At 60.5% G+C, this 16,060-nt stretch carries 12 protein-coding genes; 4 read left to right on the plus strand and 8 right to left on the minus strand.

The window, feature by feature from the left end; genetic code table 11:
• Positions 1–37: 37 nt before the first annotated feature.
• Positions 38–2,815 (minus strand): flavocytochrome c, encoded by a 2,778-nt coding sequence (locus tag IB144_RS14075; RefSeq protein WP_032419016.1) that lies wholly within the window; start codon positions 2,813–2,815, stop codon positions 38–40.
• Between the two features lie 641 nt (positions 2,816–3,456).
• Here IB144_RS14075 and IB144_RS14080 point away from each other — a divergent pair.
• The 3 genes from IB144_RS14080 (at position 3,457) to IB144_RS14090 (ending at position 8,455) form a co-directional block, all read left to right on the plus strand.
• Positions 3,457–4,968, plus strand: coding sequence for an anion permease (locus tag IB144_RS14080; protein WP_004148278.1), 1,512 nt, complete (start codon positions 3,457–3,459; stop codon positions 4,966–4,968).
• Between the two features lie 54 nt (positions 4,969–5,022).
• Positions 5,023–6,675 (plus strand): class I fumarate hydratase FumA, encoded by a 1,653-nt coding sequence (fumA, locus tag IB144_RS14085; protein ID WP_004152246.1) that lies wholly within the window; start codon positions 5,023–5,025, stop codon positions 6,673–6,675.
• A gap of 163 nt (positions 6,676–6,838) precedes the next feature.
• The gene (locus IB144_RS14090; RefSeq protein ID WP_004179708.1) at positions 6,839–8,455 is read left to right on the plus strand and encodes a mechanosensitive ion channel domain-containing protein; all 1,617 of its coding nucleotides are present in this window, start codon (positions 6,839–6,841) and stop codon (positions 8,453–8,455) included.
• Positions 8,456–9,417: 962 nt separating this feature from the next.
• Here IB144_RS14090 and pcaC read toward each other — a convergent pair.
• Genes pcaC through IB144_RS14120 form a run of 6 tightly spaced genes read right to left on the minus strand, consistent with a single transcriptional unit; the run spans position 9,418 to position 14,482 of the window.
• A complete protein-coding gene (pcaC, locus tag IB144_RS14095) occupies positions 9,418–9,807 on the minus strand; it encodes a 4-carboxymuconolactone decarboxylase (RefSeq protein WP_004143067.1) in 390 nt (129 codons plus the stop codon).
• Positions 9,800–10,564: a 3-oxoadipate enol-lactonase gene (gene pcaD, locus IB144_RS14100; RefSeq protein ID WP_004151556.1), complete on the minus strand. Its 765-nt coding sequence runs from the start codon at positions 10,562–10,564 to the stop codon at positions 9,800–9,802. Before pcaD ends, pcaC begins: the two co-directional genes overlap by 8 nt.
• A complete protein-coding gene (locus IB144_RS14105) occupies positions 10,554–11,906 on the minus strand; it encodes a 3-carboxy-cis,cis-muconate cycloisomerase (RefSeq protein WP_032419017.1) in 1,353 nt (450 codons plus the stop codon). Before IB144_RS14105 ends, pcaD begins: the two co-directional genes overlap by 11 nt.
• 9 nt (positions 11,907–11,915) lie before the next feature.
• On the minus strand, positions 11,916–13,118 hold the full coding sequence (pcaF, locus tag IB144_RS14110) for a 3-oxoadipyl-CoA thiolase (protein ID WP_065888650.1): 1,203 nt from the start codon (positions 13,116–13,118) through the stop codon (positions 11,916–11,918).
• Between the two features lie 10 nt (positions 13,119–13,128).
• Positions 13,129–13,785, minus strand: a complete 657-nt coding sequence (locus IB144_RS14115) for a 3-oxoacid CoA-transferase subunit B (protein ID WP_004176317.1) — start codon at positions 13,783–13,785, stop codon at positions 13,129–13,131.
• Positions 13,786–13,795: 10 nt separating this feature from the next.
• Positions 13,796–14,482: a 3-oxoacid CoA-transferase subunit A gene (locus IB144_RS14120; protein WP_002903522.1), complete on the minus strand. Its 687-nt coding sequence runs from the start codon at positions 14,480–14,482 to the stop codon at positions 13,796–13,798.
• A gap of 169 nt (positions 14,483–14,651) precedes the next feature.
• On the opposite strand from IB144_RS14120, the gene IB144_RS14125 reads away from it, so the two are divergent.
• A complete protein-coding gene (locus IB144_RS14125) occupies positions 14,652–15,458 on the plus strand; it encodes an IclR family transcriptional regulator C-terminal domain-containing protein (protein ID WP_004151560.1) in 807 nt (268 codons plus the stop codon).
• Here the strand turns inward: IB144_RS14125 and smrA are convergent.
• A complete protein-coding gene (gene smrA, locus IB144_RS14130) occupies positions 15,455–16,018 on the minus strand; it encodes a DNA endonuclease SmrA (protein ID WP_004143055.1) in 564 nt (187 codons plus the stop codon). The two genes, IB144_RS14125 and smrA, sit on opposite strands and share 4 nt — an antisense overlap.
• Between the last annotated feature and the right edge of the window lie 42 nt (positions 16,019–16,060).

Genomic DNA, 16,060 nt, shown 5'->3' on the forward strand with positions numbered 1-16,060 from the left:
GGCGAAAGCGCCAACCCGGCAGGATCAAGGTTACAGGTTATCCTCTGGCACGTTTCGCCGCCTGATGGCCCGCGAGGGTACCGAAGATGATGGTATCCGCCACCGCGTTACCGCCGATACGGTTGCCGCCGTGGATCCCGCCCACCACTTCACCGGCGGCGTAGGCGCCGCGAATCGGCTGCTGCGCCACATTCAGCACTTCGCCATCGGTATTAATGGTCACGCCGCCCATGGTGTGGTGCACGCCGGGGGCGATGCGAATGGCGTGGAACGGGCCTTCGTTAATCGGCGCGCGTAGCGCGGTGGTCCGGCCAAACTGTTCATCATGCTGTTTTTCCACCGCCCCGTTATAGCACTCGAGGGTGGCGAGGAAGGCATGGTAATCCATCCCCAGTTTCTCCGCCAGTTCCCGCGGTGAGCTGGCGCTGGTGACGAAGCCTTTGGCGATGTACTCGTCGGCAGCTTTGTTTTTCGCCCGCACATGCTCGTCGAAGACGATGTAAGCATAGTGTTCCGGCAGAGCGATAATCGCCGCCGAGACTTTATCGCGGGTCTCCATCTCGTTGAAGAAGCGGTTCCCCTGCTGGTTTACGAGAATAGCGCCGCCGCCGCGAATCGATTCGGAAATCAGATACGAGGTCTGCTGCTCGACGGTCGGGTGAATCTGAATTTCGCCCATGTCCACGGTGCCGGCGCCGATGCGTTCCAGCAACGCGATACCGCTCCCGGTAGCCCCTTTGTGGTTAGTGGTGACGAAGCCTTCAAGGTCAGGACGATACTTCACGACCATCGCGCTGTTAGCGCTGAAGCCGCCGGTGGCCACTACGATGCTTTTGGTCTGTACTTCAATGACCTCTTTTTCGTCGTTGATCAGACGTACACCGCTAACCTCATCCCCGCGCATCAGGATCTCTTCCACCGAGGTATCCAGCAGGACGTCAATACCGCGTTTGGTGATGTTGCGCACCAGGCCGCTAATCAGATAGCCGCCAACCGCTGACCCGTCGCGCGGACGGTGGGTACGGTCAATGCTCATCCCACCGGTGGTGGTAATGTCGTTGAGCATAATGCCCCGGTCCGCCAGCCACTCAATGGCTTGCGGCGCGTTTTCAACGAAACGGCGCAGCAGCTGCGGGTTGTTTTTGTTGTGGCCGCCCTTCAGGGTTTCCTGATAGAACAACTCCTTACTGTCTTCGATACCTTTCACGCGCTGGAAGCGGGTTTCCGCGGCGTTCATCCCGGCGGAAGCCTTGATGGTGTTCCCGCCGATGGTTGGCATTTTTTCAACGATCAGCACGCTGGCCCCTTCGTCGTGGGCCTGAATGGCTGCCGCCAGACCGGCGCCGCCGCTGCCGACTACCACCACATCATAGCTTTTCGGCGCGACGTCATTGCCGCCCTCTTCCGCCGCCAGCGCTTTACTCGATTTCAGCATCGCTTTGGCGACCGCTTTTTTCACCGCCTCGCTCTGGCTGGTGGCCCCGGAAATGGCATCGACGTGCGGGGTATTGGCGGTGAGAATACGTTCGCGGATCTCTTCGAAGCTGGTGGTGAATTCCACGGTCTGGACCGGGCTCGCCGCCAGTTCGATATCGGCAATATGGTCATTTTCGAGGCTGACGTTGATCACCAGCTCATTGGCGTCATCGTGGACGGTCTCAACAAACGTCCCCGGTTTAAATTTGGCGTCGCCCATGCTCATGTCGCGGATCATCGCTTCCACCAGCGAGAAACGCCATAGCGGTTCCGGAATGTGCAGCGCTTCACGCTGGGTGCTGTCGATAAACAGCTCCAGCTCTTCGCCGGCGGCGATACGTGACGCCCAGTCCGGATAGGCGATGCAGGCGCGGCCCACGGCGATCAGGTCATAACCATGATCGAGGCCCTGCTCGGCATCAGCGGCGTTCACCACCCCGCCGACGCCCATCACCGGCACCTGGGCGAGGGTGTCAGAGCGCATCGCGCAGTATTTCTCGATCAGCGGCGTCGCATCGCTGGTATCGACGATAGACGGACGCAGGGTGGCACCCACCGAGAAGTGCAGATAGTCGACACCGCGGGCGGCCAGCTTTTCCAGCAGATACATGGTGTCGTCAAAGCGGATCCCCGGGACCTCCATCTCCTCCGGCGAGAAGCGATAGCCGATGATAAAGGCATCGTCAGCATACTGGCGGGCCATTTTGTGGGTAATATCCAGCACCGCCAGTGGGAAACGGGCGCGGTTGTCGCGGCTACCGCCCCACTCGTCATCGCGCTGGTTGGAGTTCGGCGAATAGAACTGCTGAATGAGATAGGTGTTGGCGCCGTGAATTTCGACCCCGTCGAAACCGGCGAGAATGGCGCGACGAACGCCGTCGCCAAACTTGGCGATCATCCCTTCCACTTCTTCTCCGCTCAGCGCCCGCGGCATGGCGGCGCCCTCACGCGGCGCGGCAATAGCGCTCGGCGCCACCGGCTGGCGCCCCCCGATCAGCTGCGGGTCGACCATACGGCCGCCGTGGTAGATCTGCAGAATCGCTTTTGAACCTTCGGCTTTGATCGCCTCAGCGATTTTCGCCAGGCCGGCAATTTTTTCATCATTATCGATGCCGATCGCTCCCGGGAAGGCCAGACCGTAGTCATCAATAAAGCAGCACTCGACAATAATGGTACCGATGCTTCCGGCGCGCGCGCGGTAGTACTCCACCAGCTCGCTGGTGACGGTACCATCGAAATAACCGGTGCAGGTGGTCATTGGCGCCATGAGCAAACGGTTTTTCAGCTCGGTACCATTTGGTAAAGTAAATGGCTGCAAAATACGTTCGTTACTGGTCATAAGTTACGCTCCAGATTTTAAAATATTAAAAGCTCAGAATGGGGTGACGGAATCATTAATGGTTTTGGTTTTTTAATTCCTGTTGTCATGCCAATAATATAGCGCCTTTTTTAATTACTAAACCAATTACGTTAGTTATAAAACTATTTAACCCCAGCAATAACATCGCTACCTCTATTGTATTATTAAAATAATAAATAGCATTTACATAATACAAATGCGTGATAACAATTAGGATACTTTTGTTAACATAAACAATGACAAGGAAACAACAAAAAATACAATAAAATCATAAAGATACTAAAACAGAAAATAATTCCAGCATTTATTGTTCATTTTTCTTTTAACATCTATCGATATTTTCGCCAAAATAACACCTCATCATATAGGGTTATACTGATAATAAAAAAATAGTGAAATCACCGGCTTTTCTTGATCTTGATCAATTGCAATGGCCATTGAAAGCGCAATATATAAATAACCAACAAATTTAATTTAACGCCTCATAAAACGCGTTAAATAAGCGCCCTGTCGATACTCAGAAACGCAAAATAAAAACTAAAGTAACTTTTGCAATTAAAGAAACCACTGAGCAAGACGCTGGCGTAAACGTTATTTTCAACAACTTGCAGATACTCATTATGAAAGAGAAAAAGACAACCATACCGCCTGCCGGTGCAGTCAAGCCAACGACTGCGAATAAAAAACCTCTCCTGATGATGGCGCTGCCGATTATCGTTGCCGTGCTGTTATTGTTCGTCCCGGTCCCCGAAGGCCTGCCGCCGTACGCCTGGCACTACTTCGCTATTTTTGTCGGGGTGATCGTCGGGTTGATTTTTGAACCGCTGCCCGGCGCCGTTATCGGTATCACCGGCGTGGTAGTTATTGCCTTGTGCAGCCAGTGGCTGCTGTTCAGCCCGGATCAGATGGCCGCGCCAGGCTTCAAAATGGCTGGCGCCTCCTTTAAGTGGGCGGTGAGCGGCTTCGGCAACTCCACCGTGTGGCTTATCTTCGGCGCGTTCATGTTCGCCGCCGGCTACGATAAAACGCAGTTCGGCCGCCGCCTGGCGCTGATTCTGGTGAAATATCTTGGCCGTCGCAGCCTGACGCTCGGCTACGCCATCACCTTCGCGGATCTGCTGCTGGCGCCGTTTACGCCGTCTAACACCGCACGCAGCGGGGGGACTATCTACCCGATTATCGCTAACCTGCCGCCGCTGTACGGTTCAAAGCCAAACGATCCGAGCGCACGTAAAATCGGTTCCTATCTGATGTGGGTAGCGATCACCGCCGCCTGTATTACCAGCTCGATGTTCCTGTCGGCTCTGGCCCCGAACCTGCTGGCCCTGGCGCTGGTCAAAAGCATTGTTGGCATCAATATCTCCTGGGGCACCTGGTTCATCGCCTTCCTGCCGCTGGGTATCCTGCTGATTCTGGCCATGCCGCTGCTGGCCTACTGGTTCTACCCGCCGGAAGTGAAAGTCAATAACGAAGTGCCGCTGTGGGCCGCGCGTGAACTGGAAAAACTGGGCAAACTGTCGCGCAATGAAATTCTGCTGCTGGTATTCGTCTGCTTCGCGCTGATGATGTGGATCTTCGCCGCCGACTGGATCGAACCGGCGCTGGCTGCCCTGCTGGTTATCGTGCTGATGCTGTGGACCGGCGTGCTCTCCTGGAGCGATATCACCAACAACAAAGCGGCATGGAACACCTTTGTCTGGTTCGCCACCCTGGTGGCACTGGCCGACGGCCTCTCCTCCACCGGCTTTATCGCCTGGCTGGGTAAAGAGGGCGGCGCGCTGATGAGCGGCATCTCCCCGGGGATGGCGACCATCGTCCTGCTGCTGGCGTTCTACCTGCTGCACTATCTGTTTGCCAGCACCACCGCGCACACCACCGCGCTGCTGCCGGCCATGCTGACCATTGCCTCGACTATCCCTGGAATGAATATGGAAGTGTTTGTCCTGCTGATGGTCACCTCGCTAGGCGTGATGGGGATCATCACCCCGTACGGTACTGGCCCAAGCCCAATCTACTACGGCAGCGGCTACCTGCCGACCAAAGATTACTGGCGCCTCGGCACCATCTTTGGCGCCATCTTCCTGGCCGCCCTGCTGCTGATTGGCTATCCGTGGATGTCCATGATGTTCTGATTCATAACCGCCGGGACTACCCCGGCGGTTTTTATCTTTATGGAGTAAGTGACTATGTCGACTAAACCGTTTGTTTATCAGGATCCGTTTCCGCTGGCGCACGACGATACGGAATACTATCTGCTCAGCAAAGAGCACGTCTCCGTCGCCGAATTTGACGGCCAGCAGGTCCTGAAAGTAGAGCCGCAGGCGCTGACCCTGCTCGCTCAGCAGGCCTTCCACGACGCCGCCTTTATGCTGCGCGTCTCCCATCAGCAACAGGTCGCCTCGATTTTGCTCGACCCGGAAGCCAGCGATAACGATAAATATGTCGCCCTGCAGTTCCTGCGCAACTCGGAAATTGCCGCCAAGGGCGTGCTGCCGACCTGCCAGGATACCGGCACCGCGATTATCATGGGGAAAAAAGGCCAGCGCGTCTGGACCGGCGGCGGCGATGAAGCCGCTCTGGCGCAGGGCGTTTACAACACCTATACCGAAGATAACCTGCGCTACTCACAGAACGCGCCGCTGGATATGTATAAAGAGGTTAACACCGGCACCAACCTGCCGGCGCAGATCGATCTCTATAGCGTCGACGGTGAAGAATATAAGTTCCTGTGCATGGCGAAAGGCGGCGGTTCCGCCAACAAAACCTATCTGTACCAGGAAACCAAGGCCCTGATCACCCCGGCGAAGCTGAAAAACTACCTCGTTGAGAAGATGCGCACTCTAGGCACCGCCGCCTGCCCGCCGTACCACATCGCGTTTGTGATCGGCGGCACCTCAGCGGAAGCGACGCTGAAGACCGTCAAACTGGCCTCGACCCGCTATTACGACGGTCTGCCGACCGAAGGTAACGAACACGGTCAGGCGTTCCGCGACGTGCAGCTGGAGCAGGAGTTGCTGCAGGAAGCGCAGAACCTCGGCCTCGGCGCGCAGTTCGGCGGGAAATACTTCGCCCACGATATCCGGGTGATCCGTCTGCCGCGCCACGGCGCCTCCTGCCCGATCGGCATGGGCGTCTCCTGCTCCGCCGACCGCAACATCAAGGCGAAAATCAACCGCGACGGTATCTGGATCGAGAAGCTGGAGAGCAATCCGGGAAAATATATTCCTGAACATCTGCGTCAGGCCGGCGAAGGCGAAGTGGTAAGCATCAACCTGAATCAGCCGATGAGCGAGATCCTGGCGCAGCTGTCGGCACATCCGGTCTCCACCCGCCTGAGCCTTAACGGCACCATTATCGTGGCCCGCGACATCGCCCACGCCAAGCTGAAGGAACTTATCGACAACGGCGAGGCGCTGCCGCAGTACGTCAAAGATCACCCGATCTACTACGCGGGCCCGGCAAAAACGCCAGCCGGTTACGCTTCCGGCTCCCTCGGCCCAACCACTGCCGGCCGCATGGACTCTTACGTTGATCTGCTGCAGTCCCACGGCGCGAGCATGGTGATGCTGGCGAAAGGCAACCGCAGCCAGCAGGTGACCGATGCCTGCCATAAACACGGCGGCTTCTACCTTGGAAGCATCGGCGGCCCGGCGGCAGTGCTCGCTCAGCAGAGTATCAAGAGCCTCGAGTGCGTGGCCTATCCGGAACTGGGGATGGAAGCTATCTGGAAAATCGAAGTGGAAGATTTTCCGGCGTTTATCCTCGTCGATGATAAAGGCAACGACTTCTTCCAGCAGATCCAGAATAAGCAGTGCGCGGGCTGTAAACAGCACGGCTAACGCTATCCTCTGACGCTGATATCAGGCCGTCGCCGTTTGGGCGACGGCTTTTTTTATGTCCGCATTTCCCCAGCTTGAATTCACTTCGCACCAGGCTATGCTCAACTACAAGCCCTCCGTTTTTTGCTGAAAAATAACAATAATTGTTATCTCAGGTGCCTCAATGAACAGGATGAGCATCGTTATCCTCTGGGCGCTGGCGCTGCTGGTGCTCCAGCCGGCGCTGGCCGCCGAACCGCGACAGCAGCCAACCGCGCGCGAGCAGGCACGCACGGTCACGATTTTTCACCAACCTGTCGTCATGTTGCAGGCCACCTTTGGCCAGACCACGCCCGAAGAGCGCGTTTTGCGTACCCGCAGCGCCCTGCGCGCCTTCACCGAAGATGATATTCGCCAGCCGCTGCGGGTCGTGCCGGTTATCCGCTATGGTCAGCCAGGCAGACTGTTTCTGATGAACGGCAAACCGGTGCTGCTGCTGAGCCAGGCGGATCTCGACGAGGGCGATGATTTAACCCTCGACCAGGCAGCCCAGCGGGTGCTGGCGCGTATGGAAGCCCAGCGCACCAGCCTCCAGGAACAGTTCAACAACCGCTATCTGTTCATCTCCGCCGGTAAAGCCCTGGCCGGGGCGCTGCTGCTGGCGCTGTTTTACTACGGCGCCTTCCGCGCCTGGCGGCGGGTGCGACGCTTTTTCCTGCTGCGGATCCTCGAAAAACGTAGCGCCATACCGCAGCACTGGCGGCGCTATCTCGGCAATATTGAAGTTCGACTCTATGCTGTGCTGGTCATCCTTCTCGGCATGCTGGCCTGTTATCTCTGGCTGAGCTGGGCCTTCAGCCTGTTTCCCTGGACGCGGGTGTGGAGCGAATCGCTGGGCGACTGGTCGCTGGGGGTGATCCGCGACCTCTCTCTGTCGATTGTCGCCTCCCTGCCGGGGCTGATGATCGTGGTGCTTATTTTCCTTCTCACCTGGCTTATCATTCGCCTGGTGAAGGTGGTTCTCGACCAGGTCGCCGCCGGCCGCATTCAGGTTCCCGGCATTCATCCGGAGACCGTTAGCGCCACCCGTCGGCTTATCTCGGTGGTCATCTGGTTGTTTGCCCTCTCCGCCGCCTACCCGTTCCTTCCCGGCGCCAACTCTCTCGCCTTCAAAGGCATTAGCGTGTTCTTCGGCCTGATGCTCACCCTCGGGTCAACCGGAGTGATGACCCATGCGATGAGCGGCCTGGTGCTGATCTACTCTCGGGCGCTGCGCAAAGGCGACTGGATCCGCCTCGCCGATAATGAGGGTCAGGTCAGCGAGATTGGCGTGCTGGCGACCAAAATTCTCACCCGCGAAAATTACATCGTTACCGTCCCGAACGCGGTGGTGGTGAGCGGGAAAATTATTAATCTCAGCGCCGAAAGCGCCGACGGTGGAGTCAACCTCACCACCAGCGTCACCATCGGCTACGATACGCCGTGGCGTCAGGTCCATGCGCTGCTGGAGCTGGCGGCGAGACGCACCCCGGGGATCGATCAGCAAATTGCGCCGGTGGTGCGTAAGCTGGGATTGCTTGACTGGTACACCTCGTATGAGCTGCAGGTGCGCTTACTCCCCACAACCAAGCTGCCGGATGGCCGCAACGCATTGCATAGCAGCATTATTGATGTGTTTAACGAATTCGGCGTGCAGATTATGTCGCCGAACTTCGTGATGCAGCCAAAGGCGGCGGTAGTGGTGCCGCAGGAAGCCTGGTACGCCGCCCCGGCCGTCGCGCCGCAGGAGCCTGAGAAATAAGGGTTAACGTAGCGGCATTTCCGCTGGGTGGCGGCTGCGCCTTACCCGGCCAGGGGTTCGTGAGGCCTGTCACTCATTTACCCATTTGCGCGACTGAAACTGCCGGTGCTGGCGGCCTCAAAATCGCTGAGACGTTCCCGGAAGGCCGGGGCAGCCCGCATGGATGCGGGCTGAGGGCCGTGTTTTGCAGGGACGCAGCCTCGGCCCGACCCGCAGCCTGCAGGGATAAGTCGAAGGTACCGCGCAGTGGCGATTTTGCTGGCCGGAGCCCGGGGGTACAGGGGGAGGCGGCGACTGGCCGCCCCCTGTGCGCTCCCTGCGCCATACGAGACATAACGCAGAAGATCAACCGGGAGCGCAATCTGCCCGGAATTAACATAGAAGTTGTAGCCCTGCCAAACGTTGTGGTCCTGCCAAACATAGTGCGAACAGGGACATTTCCGGTTGTGCCGCCATTTCGCCGGGTGGCGGCTGCGCCTTACCCGGCCAGGGGTTCGTGAGGCCTGTCACTCATTTACCCACTTGCGCGACTGAAACTGCCGGTGCTGGCGGCCTCAAAATCGCTGAGACGTTCCCGGAAGGCCGGGGCAGCCCGCATGGATGCGGGCTGAGGGCCGTGTTTTGCAGGGACGCTGCCTCGGCCCGGCCCGCAGCCTGCAGGGATAAGTCGAAGGTACCACGCAGTGGCGATTTTGCTGGCCGGAGCCCGGGGGTACAGGGGGCGGCGGCGACTGGCCGCCCCCTGTGCGCTCCCTGCGCCATACGAGACATAACGCAGAAGATCAACCGGGAGCGCAATCTGCCCGGAATTAACATAGAAGTTGTAGCCCTGCCAAACGTTGTGGTCCTGCCAAACATAGTGCGAACAGGGACATTTCGGGTTGTGCCGCCATTTCGCCGGGTGGCGGCTGCGCCTTACCCGGCCTACAACGACTGCCGGGCAATCCTACTCGGACGCCGACTCACCCCTGCGCGGCGTCGATGTCGTCAAACACCTGCTGCGCCAGATGCATCGTGGCATTGGCCGCCGGCAGCCCGCAGTACAGCGCAGAGTGCATGATCAGCTCTTTTAGTTCATCGCGGGTCACCCCGTTGTTAAACGACGCGCGCAGATGCATCTTCAGCTCCGCCTCGCGATTGAGAGCGATCAGCATGGCAATAGTGATCATGCTGCGGGTATGGTGATCGAGCCCCGGACGCGTCCAGGTCTCGCCCCAGGCATAGCGGGTAATAAAGTCCTGAAACTCATCATTCAACGGCGTCAGATGCTGCAGCGTACGGTCGACGTGGGCGTCGCCCAATACTTTGCGCCGTACCGCCATCCCGTCCTGATAGCGCTGTTTATCATCCATGGCGTTCCCCCTGGAAAAAGCTCAGCAGCGCCGAAGTAAAGCTTTTCGGCGCCTCAATGTTAGACAGATGCGATGCTGCCAGAACCACCACCTCGGAGGCGGGGATCTGCTGCTGCAGGAAATGAGCGTCACCGACCGTGGTGACAGGGTCACTTTCCCCGGCGATGATTAGCGTCGGCAGCGGGATCTGCCCCACTTCGCCCCGCAGGTCGGCGGCGGCCAGCGCCTCACAGCAGGCGGCATAGCCTTCAGCATCGGTATGGGTCAGCTGGTGACAAAGCGCCTCGACCACCTCCGGCGCCTTCTGGCGAAACGCGTGGGTGAACCAGCGGTCTGCCGCTCCGGCGGCCACCACCGCCATCCCCTCCTGACGTACGGCCCGCGCCCGCGACAGCCAGCTAGCCTGATCGCCAATGCGCGCCGCGGTGTTGGCGACCGCCAGACCATGAAAACGCTCCGGCGCAAAGCGTCCCAGCCACAGGCCGGTCAAACCGCCCATCGAGATCCCGCAGAACCAGGCGCGGTCGATATTCAAGTGATCGAGCAGCGCAATCACATCCTCACCCAACTGGGCGAGGGTCACTTTGCCATTTTTCGTCGTTTTACCGTGGCCGTGCGTGTCGTAGCGCAGCACCCGGAAATGGGCGGTTAACGCCTCGATCTGCGGCTGCCACATCGCCCGGGTGGTGCCCAGTGAGTTGGAGAGGACGATAACCGGCGCGCCATCCGGCCCGTCGAGTTGATAATCAAGATTCATCACGTTGCTCCTGATAACGCGCCAGCACCTGGCGCACAAAGCGTTCGGCGCTGCCGGTCGCCGTTGCCGGGTCCAGCAGCGTGGTTAAGCGTTCACGAGAGAGATACTGACTGACCTGTGGGTCAGCCGCGAGCAGATCGACCAGCGGGCAGTGACGGTCCAGCGCCTGGCGGCACAGCGCCTCGATATGATGATGCGCCTCGGCTTTGCCGATGAATTCCGCCAGCGCCAGAGTCACCGCCTCAGCCATAATCAGCCCATGGGTGATATCGAGATCGGCGCGCATTTTCTGCGGGAAAACCTGCATGTCGCGCACCAGCGCCTCGCTTTGCGCCAACGCCCCGCCCACCAGGGTAATTAGCTCCGGCAGGGTCTCCCACTCCGCCTGCCAGCCGCCCAGCGCCCGCTCATGCTGCTGGAGTTGGCTGGCGTAGAGCGTCGCCATCAGCCCCGGCGTACGCTGGGCGGCGGTCAGGATCGCCGCGCAGGCCACCGGATTGCGCTTATGCGGCATCGTCGACGAACCGCCGCGACCTTCCGCCACCGGCTCGCCCACCTCAGCCACTTCGGTCTGCATCAGCAGGGAAAAGTCGTTAGCGAATTTACCCAGCGTGCCGCAGACGCCGGCGAACCAGGCGCCCGCCTCCAGCAGCCGATCGCGCTGGCTGTGCCACGGAGTATCCGGCAGCGACAGCCCGAGGATCTGCGCCAGCGCCAGGCCAACCGCCGGCCCTTTCTCTTTTAGCGCGTCCAGAGTGCCCGCGGCGCCGCCAAACTGCAGCGCCAGCAGCCGCGGACGCATCTCGCGCAGCCGCTGCTGCCAGCGCAGGAGCGCGTCGAGGGTGCCCGCCAGCTTCAGGCCAAAGGTCACCGGCAGCGCGTGCTGCATCCAGGTCCGGCCCGGCATCACGGTATCGCGATAACGATCCGCCTGGAGAGCCAGGGCCGCCAACAGCTGCTCAAGCAGAGTCTCAGCGGCATCCAGCGCCCCGCGCAGCTGGAGCACCAGTCCGGTGTCGATGGCGTCCTGGCTGGTAGCGCCCCAGTGAACGTAGCGCGCAGCCTCAGGATCTTGCGCTTTTACCTTCGCCGTCAGCTGTTTCACCAGCGGGATGGCCAGATTACCGGCTCCCACCGCCGCCTCGCCCAGCGCGGCAAAATCGATGGCCTCGTGGCGGCAGGCCGCGACAATTGGCCCGACCGCTTCCGGCGGCACCATCCCGCAGGCGGCCTGCGCTTGCGCCAGCGCCGCTTCAAAATCCAGCATGCCCTGCACCCGCTGCGCGTCGCTGAACCAGTCGGTTAGCGGACTGCTGCGCAGCATCGGGGTCAACAAACTCATTCTGGCTCCTTAAACACGTTCAATAATCAGGGCGATCCCCTGTCCGACGCCGATGCACATGGTGCACAGGGCGTAGCGGCTGCCGGTCCGTTTCAGCTGATAAGCTGCGGTCATCGCCAGCCGGCCGCCGGAGGCGCCGAGCGGGTGGCCCAGCGCAATCGCCCCGCCGTTAGGGTTCACGTGGGCGGCATCGTCCGGTAAGCCCAAATCACGGGTCACCGCCAGCGCCTGCGCGGCGAAGGCTTCATTCAGCTCAATGACATCCATCTGGCCTAATGTCAGGCCGGTCTGCGCCAGCACCTTGCGCACCGCCGGCGCCGGGCCAAAACCCATGATCCGCGGCGCCACGCCCGCCGTCGCCACGCCGACCACCCGGGCCAGCGGCTGAAGATCGTTGGCCGACAGCGCCGTCTCGCTGGCCAGCAGCAGCGCGCAGGCGCCGTCGTTAACCCCGGAGGCGTTACCGGCGGTAACGCTGCCGTCGGCGCGCACCACGCCGCGCAGTTTAGCCAGCGCCTCCAGCGAGGTGCTGCGCGGGTGCTCATCGCGGCTAAACAGCAGCGGCTCGCCTTTGCGCTGCGGCACCTGGACGGCGATCAGCTCATCGGCGAAACGCCCCGCCTCTTGCGCCGCGGCGGTACGCAACTGACTGCGTAAGGCGAACGCGTCCTGATCGGCACGGGAGATAGCAAACTCATCGGCGACGTTTTCCGCCGTCTCCGGCATGGAATGCACGCCGTACAGGGCTTTCATCTGCGGGTTAATAAAGCGCCAGCCGATGGTGGTATCCTCCATCTGCATACTGCGGCTAAAGGCGCTCTCCGCTTTCCCCATCACAAACGGCGCGCGGGACATGCTCTCCACCCCGCCGGCGATCATCAGCTGCGTCTCCCCGCTTTTAATCGCCCGCGCCGCGACGCCGATCGCGTCAAGGCTGGAACCGCACAGGCGGTTGATGGTGCTCCCGGGCACGCTCTCCGGCAGGCCGGCCAGCAGCAGCGCCATTCGCGCCACGTTGCGGTTATCTTCCCCGGCCTGGTTGGCGCAGCCAAAGATCACATCGTCAATGCGCGAGGGATCCAGTCCCGGGTTCCGCGCCAGCAGCGCTTTCAGCGGCAGCGCCGCCAGGTCGTCAGCGCGCATCGTCGCCAGGGCACCGCCGAAACGGCCAAAGGGTGTACGCACCGCATCACAGATAAATGCCTGATTCATCATAGGTTCCTTACGCGCTTTCCGCCAGTTGTTGAAAGGTCAGTGGCACCGGAGTGATGCGCTGCAGCTCTTCAAAAGAGAGGCCGTTAAAGATTTCCCGCACCACCGGGCCGCGGTCGGTGATGTCGATCACCGCCAGGTCGGTATAGATCCGGCTGACGCAGCCGACGCCGGTCAGCGGGTAGCTGCACTGCGCCACCAGCTTGCACTCGCCGTCACGGGTCAGGTGGTCCATCATCACAAACACCTGGCGGGCGCCGATGGCCAGATCCATCGCCCCGCCAACGGCCGGGATCGCATCCGGCGCACCGGTGCTCCAGTTGGCGAGGTCGCCGCTGGCGGAAACCTGATAGGCCCCCAGCACGCAGATATCGAGATGGCCGCCGCGCATCATGGCGAAGGAGTCGCCGTGGTGGAAATAGCAGCCCCCCTGCAGGAGGGTGACATACTCTTTACCGGCATTGATCAGCTCGGGATCTTCTTCCCCGGGCTGCGGTTTCGGCCCCATCCCCAGCAGGCCGTTTTCGCTGTGCAGGAACACCTCTTTGTCAGCGGGCAGGTAATTGGCGATGCGGGTCGGCAGGCCGATACCGAGGTTGACGTAAGCGCCTTCGGGAATATCGCGGGCCACGCGCTGGGCCATTTCGTCACGGGTCAGTTTTTGCATGTCGGGCTCCTCAGGCGCGTTGTGCGGCAGTCAGGTTTTCCAGCGAGAAGACGCGCTGGACGAAAATGCCGGGGGTGATGATGTTTTCCGGGTCGAGGTCGCCCAGCGCCACCAGCTGCGAGACCTCTACGATGGTGGTTTTCGCCGCTGTCGCCATGATCGGGCCAAAGTTGCGCGCCGCCTTGCGATAGACCAGGTTGCCCCAGCGGTCGCCCTGGTGGGCTTTAATCAGCGCGAAATCGGCTTTGATCGGGTACTCCAGCACGTAGTGGCGACCGTCGATTTCCCGTGTCTCCTTGCCTTCCGCCAGCGGCGTGCCGTAGCCGGTGGGGGTAAACACTGCCCCCAGCCCGGCGCCGGCCGCCTGGATCCGCGCCGCGAGGTTGCCCTGCGGCACCAGCTCCAGCTCCACTTTGCCGCGACGGTAGAGATCATCGAAAATCTGCGAATCCACCTGGCGCGGAAAGGAGCAGATCATTTTGCGCACCCGGCCCGCCTTGAGCAGCGCGGCGAGACCCACTTCCCCGTTGCCGGCGTTGTTATTTATGATGGTCAGGTCGCGAGCGCCCTGGTCAATCAGGGCGTCAATCAGAAAGGTCGGCTGGCCGGCGGGGCCAAAGCCGCCGATCATAATAGTCGCCCCATCGTGGATCCCGGCGATGGCCTCGCTCAGCGTCGATACGCTTTTATCAATCATCAGGTCGCTCCAGTGATGTGCGGTAATCGCACTTTTATTCGTTGTTCGCACAAAATGTGACCCGCTTAACGATGTCGGTCAAGGGCGATAATCGAAATATGGTGCGATAATCGAACATCGGTTATCTTTAGCGAAAGAATGTGATCGATGGCAAATATGGGGAACAGAAATGGACAAGCATCCAGACGATTTACTGACCGGCGACGGCGATCCGTTTAAAGGCGATCCTAACTTTATGGCCTCCCTGGCGCGGGGTCTGGAGGTGATTCAGGCGTTCACGCCGCAGCGGCCCCTGCTGTCTATCTCACAGATCAGTCAGAAGACCGGCATCCCGCGCGCCGCGGTGCGCCGCTGCCTGTATACCCTGAGCAAGCTGGGGTTCGTGTATGCCGAAGACGGTAAGAATTTCCAGCTGCGGCCGCGGATCCTGGCGCTGGGCCACGCCTGGCTGGCCTCGACGCCGCTGGCGCGTTCGGCGCAGCCGGTGCTGCGGCATCTGAGCGAAATGCTCAATGAGTCCTGCTCCATCGCCACCCTCGACGGCGACGATATCCTGTATATCGCCCGCGCCTCCAGCTCGCGGATTATGACCATCGACCTGGATATCGGCAGTCGCCTTCCGGCGTGGGCGACCTCGATGGGCCGGGTGCTGCTGAGCCATCAGCCGGAGGAGAAGCTCAACGATATGCTGGCCCGGGTGACCATGATCCGCTATACCCCACAGACGGTGGATTCGGTGGCGAAGCTGCGCGCCGAACTGAAACGGGTGCATCAGCAGGGGTATGCCCTCAACGATCAGGAGCTGGAGATGGGGCTGCGCTCCCTCGCGGTCCCGCTGTTTAACGCTCAGGGGCAGGTCCAGGCGGCGCTCAACGTCGGGGTGCATGCGGGCCAGATGACGGCCCGCGAGATGATCGAGCGCGTGCTGCCGGAGCTGCAAAAAGCCGCCCGCGAGCTGACGCTGCTTCTGCGCTAACGACTGCGCTTGGCGTGCTGCTCCCAGGTCTCCTGCTTCGCCTGCGCCGATTTACGCAGCGCAACATAGCAGGCGCCGCTGCCGCCATGATGCGGAAGCGCGGCGCAGAAGGCCTGCACCTCCGGCAGCTCTTCCAGCCAGCGCGCCAGATAGCTGCGGATAATATTGGCGTGGGACTGGTCGTCGCGGCCTTTGCCGTGAACGATCAGCACATTGCGTAACCCCTCTTTCTGCGCCTGTACCATAAAGGCGAAGAGCATCTGCCGGCACTGTTCCACCGGCTGGCGCAGCAGGGAGAGGCTCGCCTGCTGGCTGTATTTCCCCCGCCGCAGCTTATCCAGCACGCCGCTCTGCAGCCCTTCTCGCTTAAACTCCAGCGGCGTGGCGAGCGGCACGATATCGAGATAGCCGGTGGTGAGAAAATTATCCAGCTGCAGGGTATCGACGCGTTGCGGGGCCCGGCTGTTACGCCCGGGATGCCAGTGCACGTCATTATTACGTTTCAGAGGCTGGACATCTTCCATGGCGTCAAGAAACAGGGATTTGTCATCAAGGTTCATGGGCTCTCCTCCAGCGGCTGTCGCCAGCTACTATAGCCGCCT

The organism is Klebsiella sp. K4 (assembly GCF_014596785.2).
Taxonomy (GTDB): Bacteria; Pseudomonadota; Gammaproteobacteria; order Enterobacterales; family Enterobacteriaceae; genus Klebsiella; species Klebsiella pneumoniae.

Coding starts and splice junctions, on each gene's coding strand:
- IB144_RS14105 (WP_032419017.1), bottom strand. CDS start 11,906: ATGAGTTTGTTGACCCCGATGCTGCGCAGCAGTCCGCTAACCGACTGG.
- pcaF (WP_065888650.1), bottom strand. CDS start 13,118: ATGAATCAGGCATTTATCTGTGATGCGGTGCGTACACCCTTTGGCCGT.
- IB144_RS14115 (WP_004176317.1), bottom strand. CDS start 13,785: ATGCAAAAACTGACCCGTGACGAAATGGCCCAGCGCGTGGCCCGCGAT.
- pcaC (WP_004143067.1), bottom strand. CDS start 9,807: ATGGATGATAAACAGCGCTATCAGGACGGGATGGCGGTACGGCGCAAA.
- IB144_RS14090 (WP_004179708.1), top strand. CDS start 6,839: ATGAACAGGATGAGCATCGTTATCCTCTGGGCGCTGGCGCTGCTGGTG.
- IB144_RS14075 (WP_032419016.1), bottom strand. CDS start 2,815: ATGACCAGTAACGAACGTATTTTGCAGCCATTTACTTTACCAAATGGT.
- smrA (WP_004143055.1), bottom strand. CDS start 16,018: ATGAACCTTGATGACAAATCCCTGTTTCTTGACGCCATGGAAGATGTC.
- IB144_RS14120 (WP_002903522.1), bottom strand. CDS start 14,482: ATGATTGATAAAAGCGTATCGACGCTGAGCGAGGCCATCGCCGGGATC.
- IB144_RS14080 (WP_004148278.1), top strand. CDS start 3,457: ATGAAAGAGAAAAAGACAACCATACCGCCTGCCGGTGCAGTCAAGCCA.
- fumA (WP_004152246.1), top strand. CDS start 5,023: ATGTCGACTAAACCGTTTGTTTATCAGGATCCGTTTCCGCTGGCGCAC.
- IB144_RS14125 (WP_004151560.1), top strand. CDS start 14,652: ATGGACAAGCATCCAGACGATTTACTGACCGGCGACGGCGATCCGTTT.
- pcaD (WP_004151556.1), bottom strand. CDS start 10,564: ATGAATCTTGATTATCAACTCGACGGGCCGGATGGCGCGCCGGTTATC.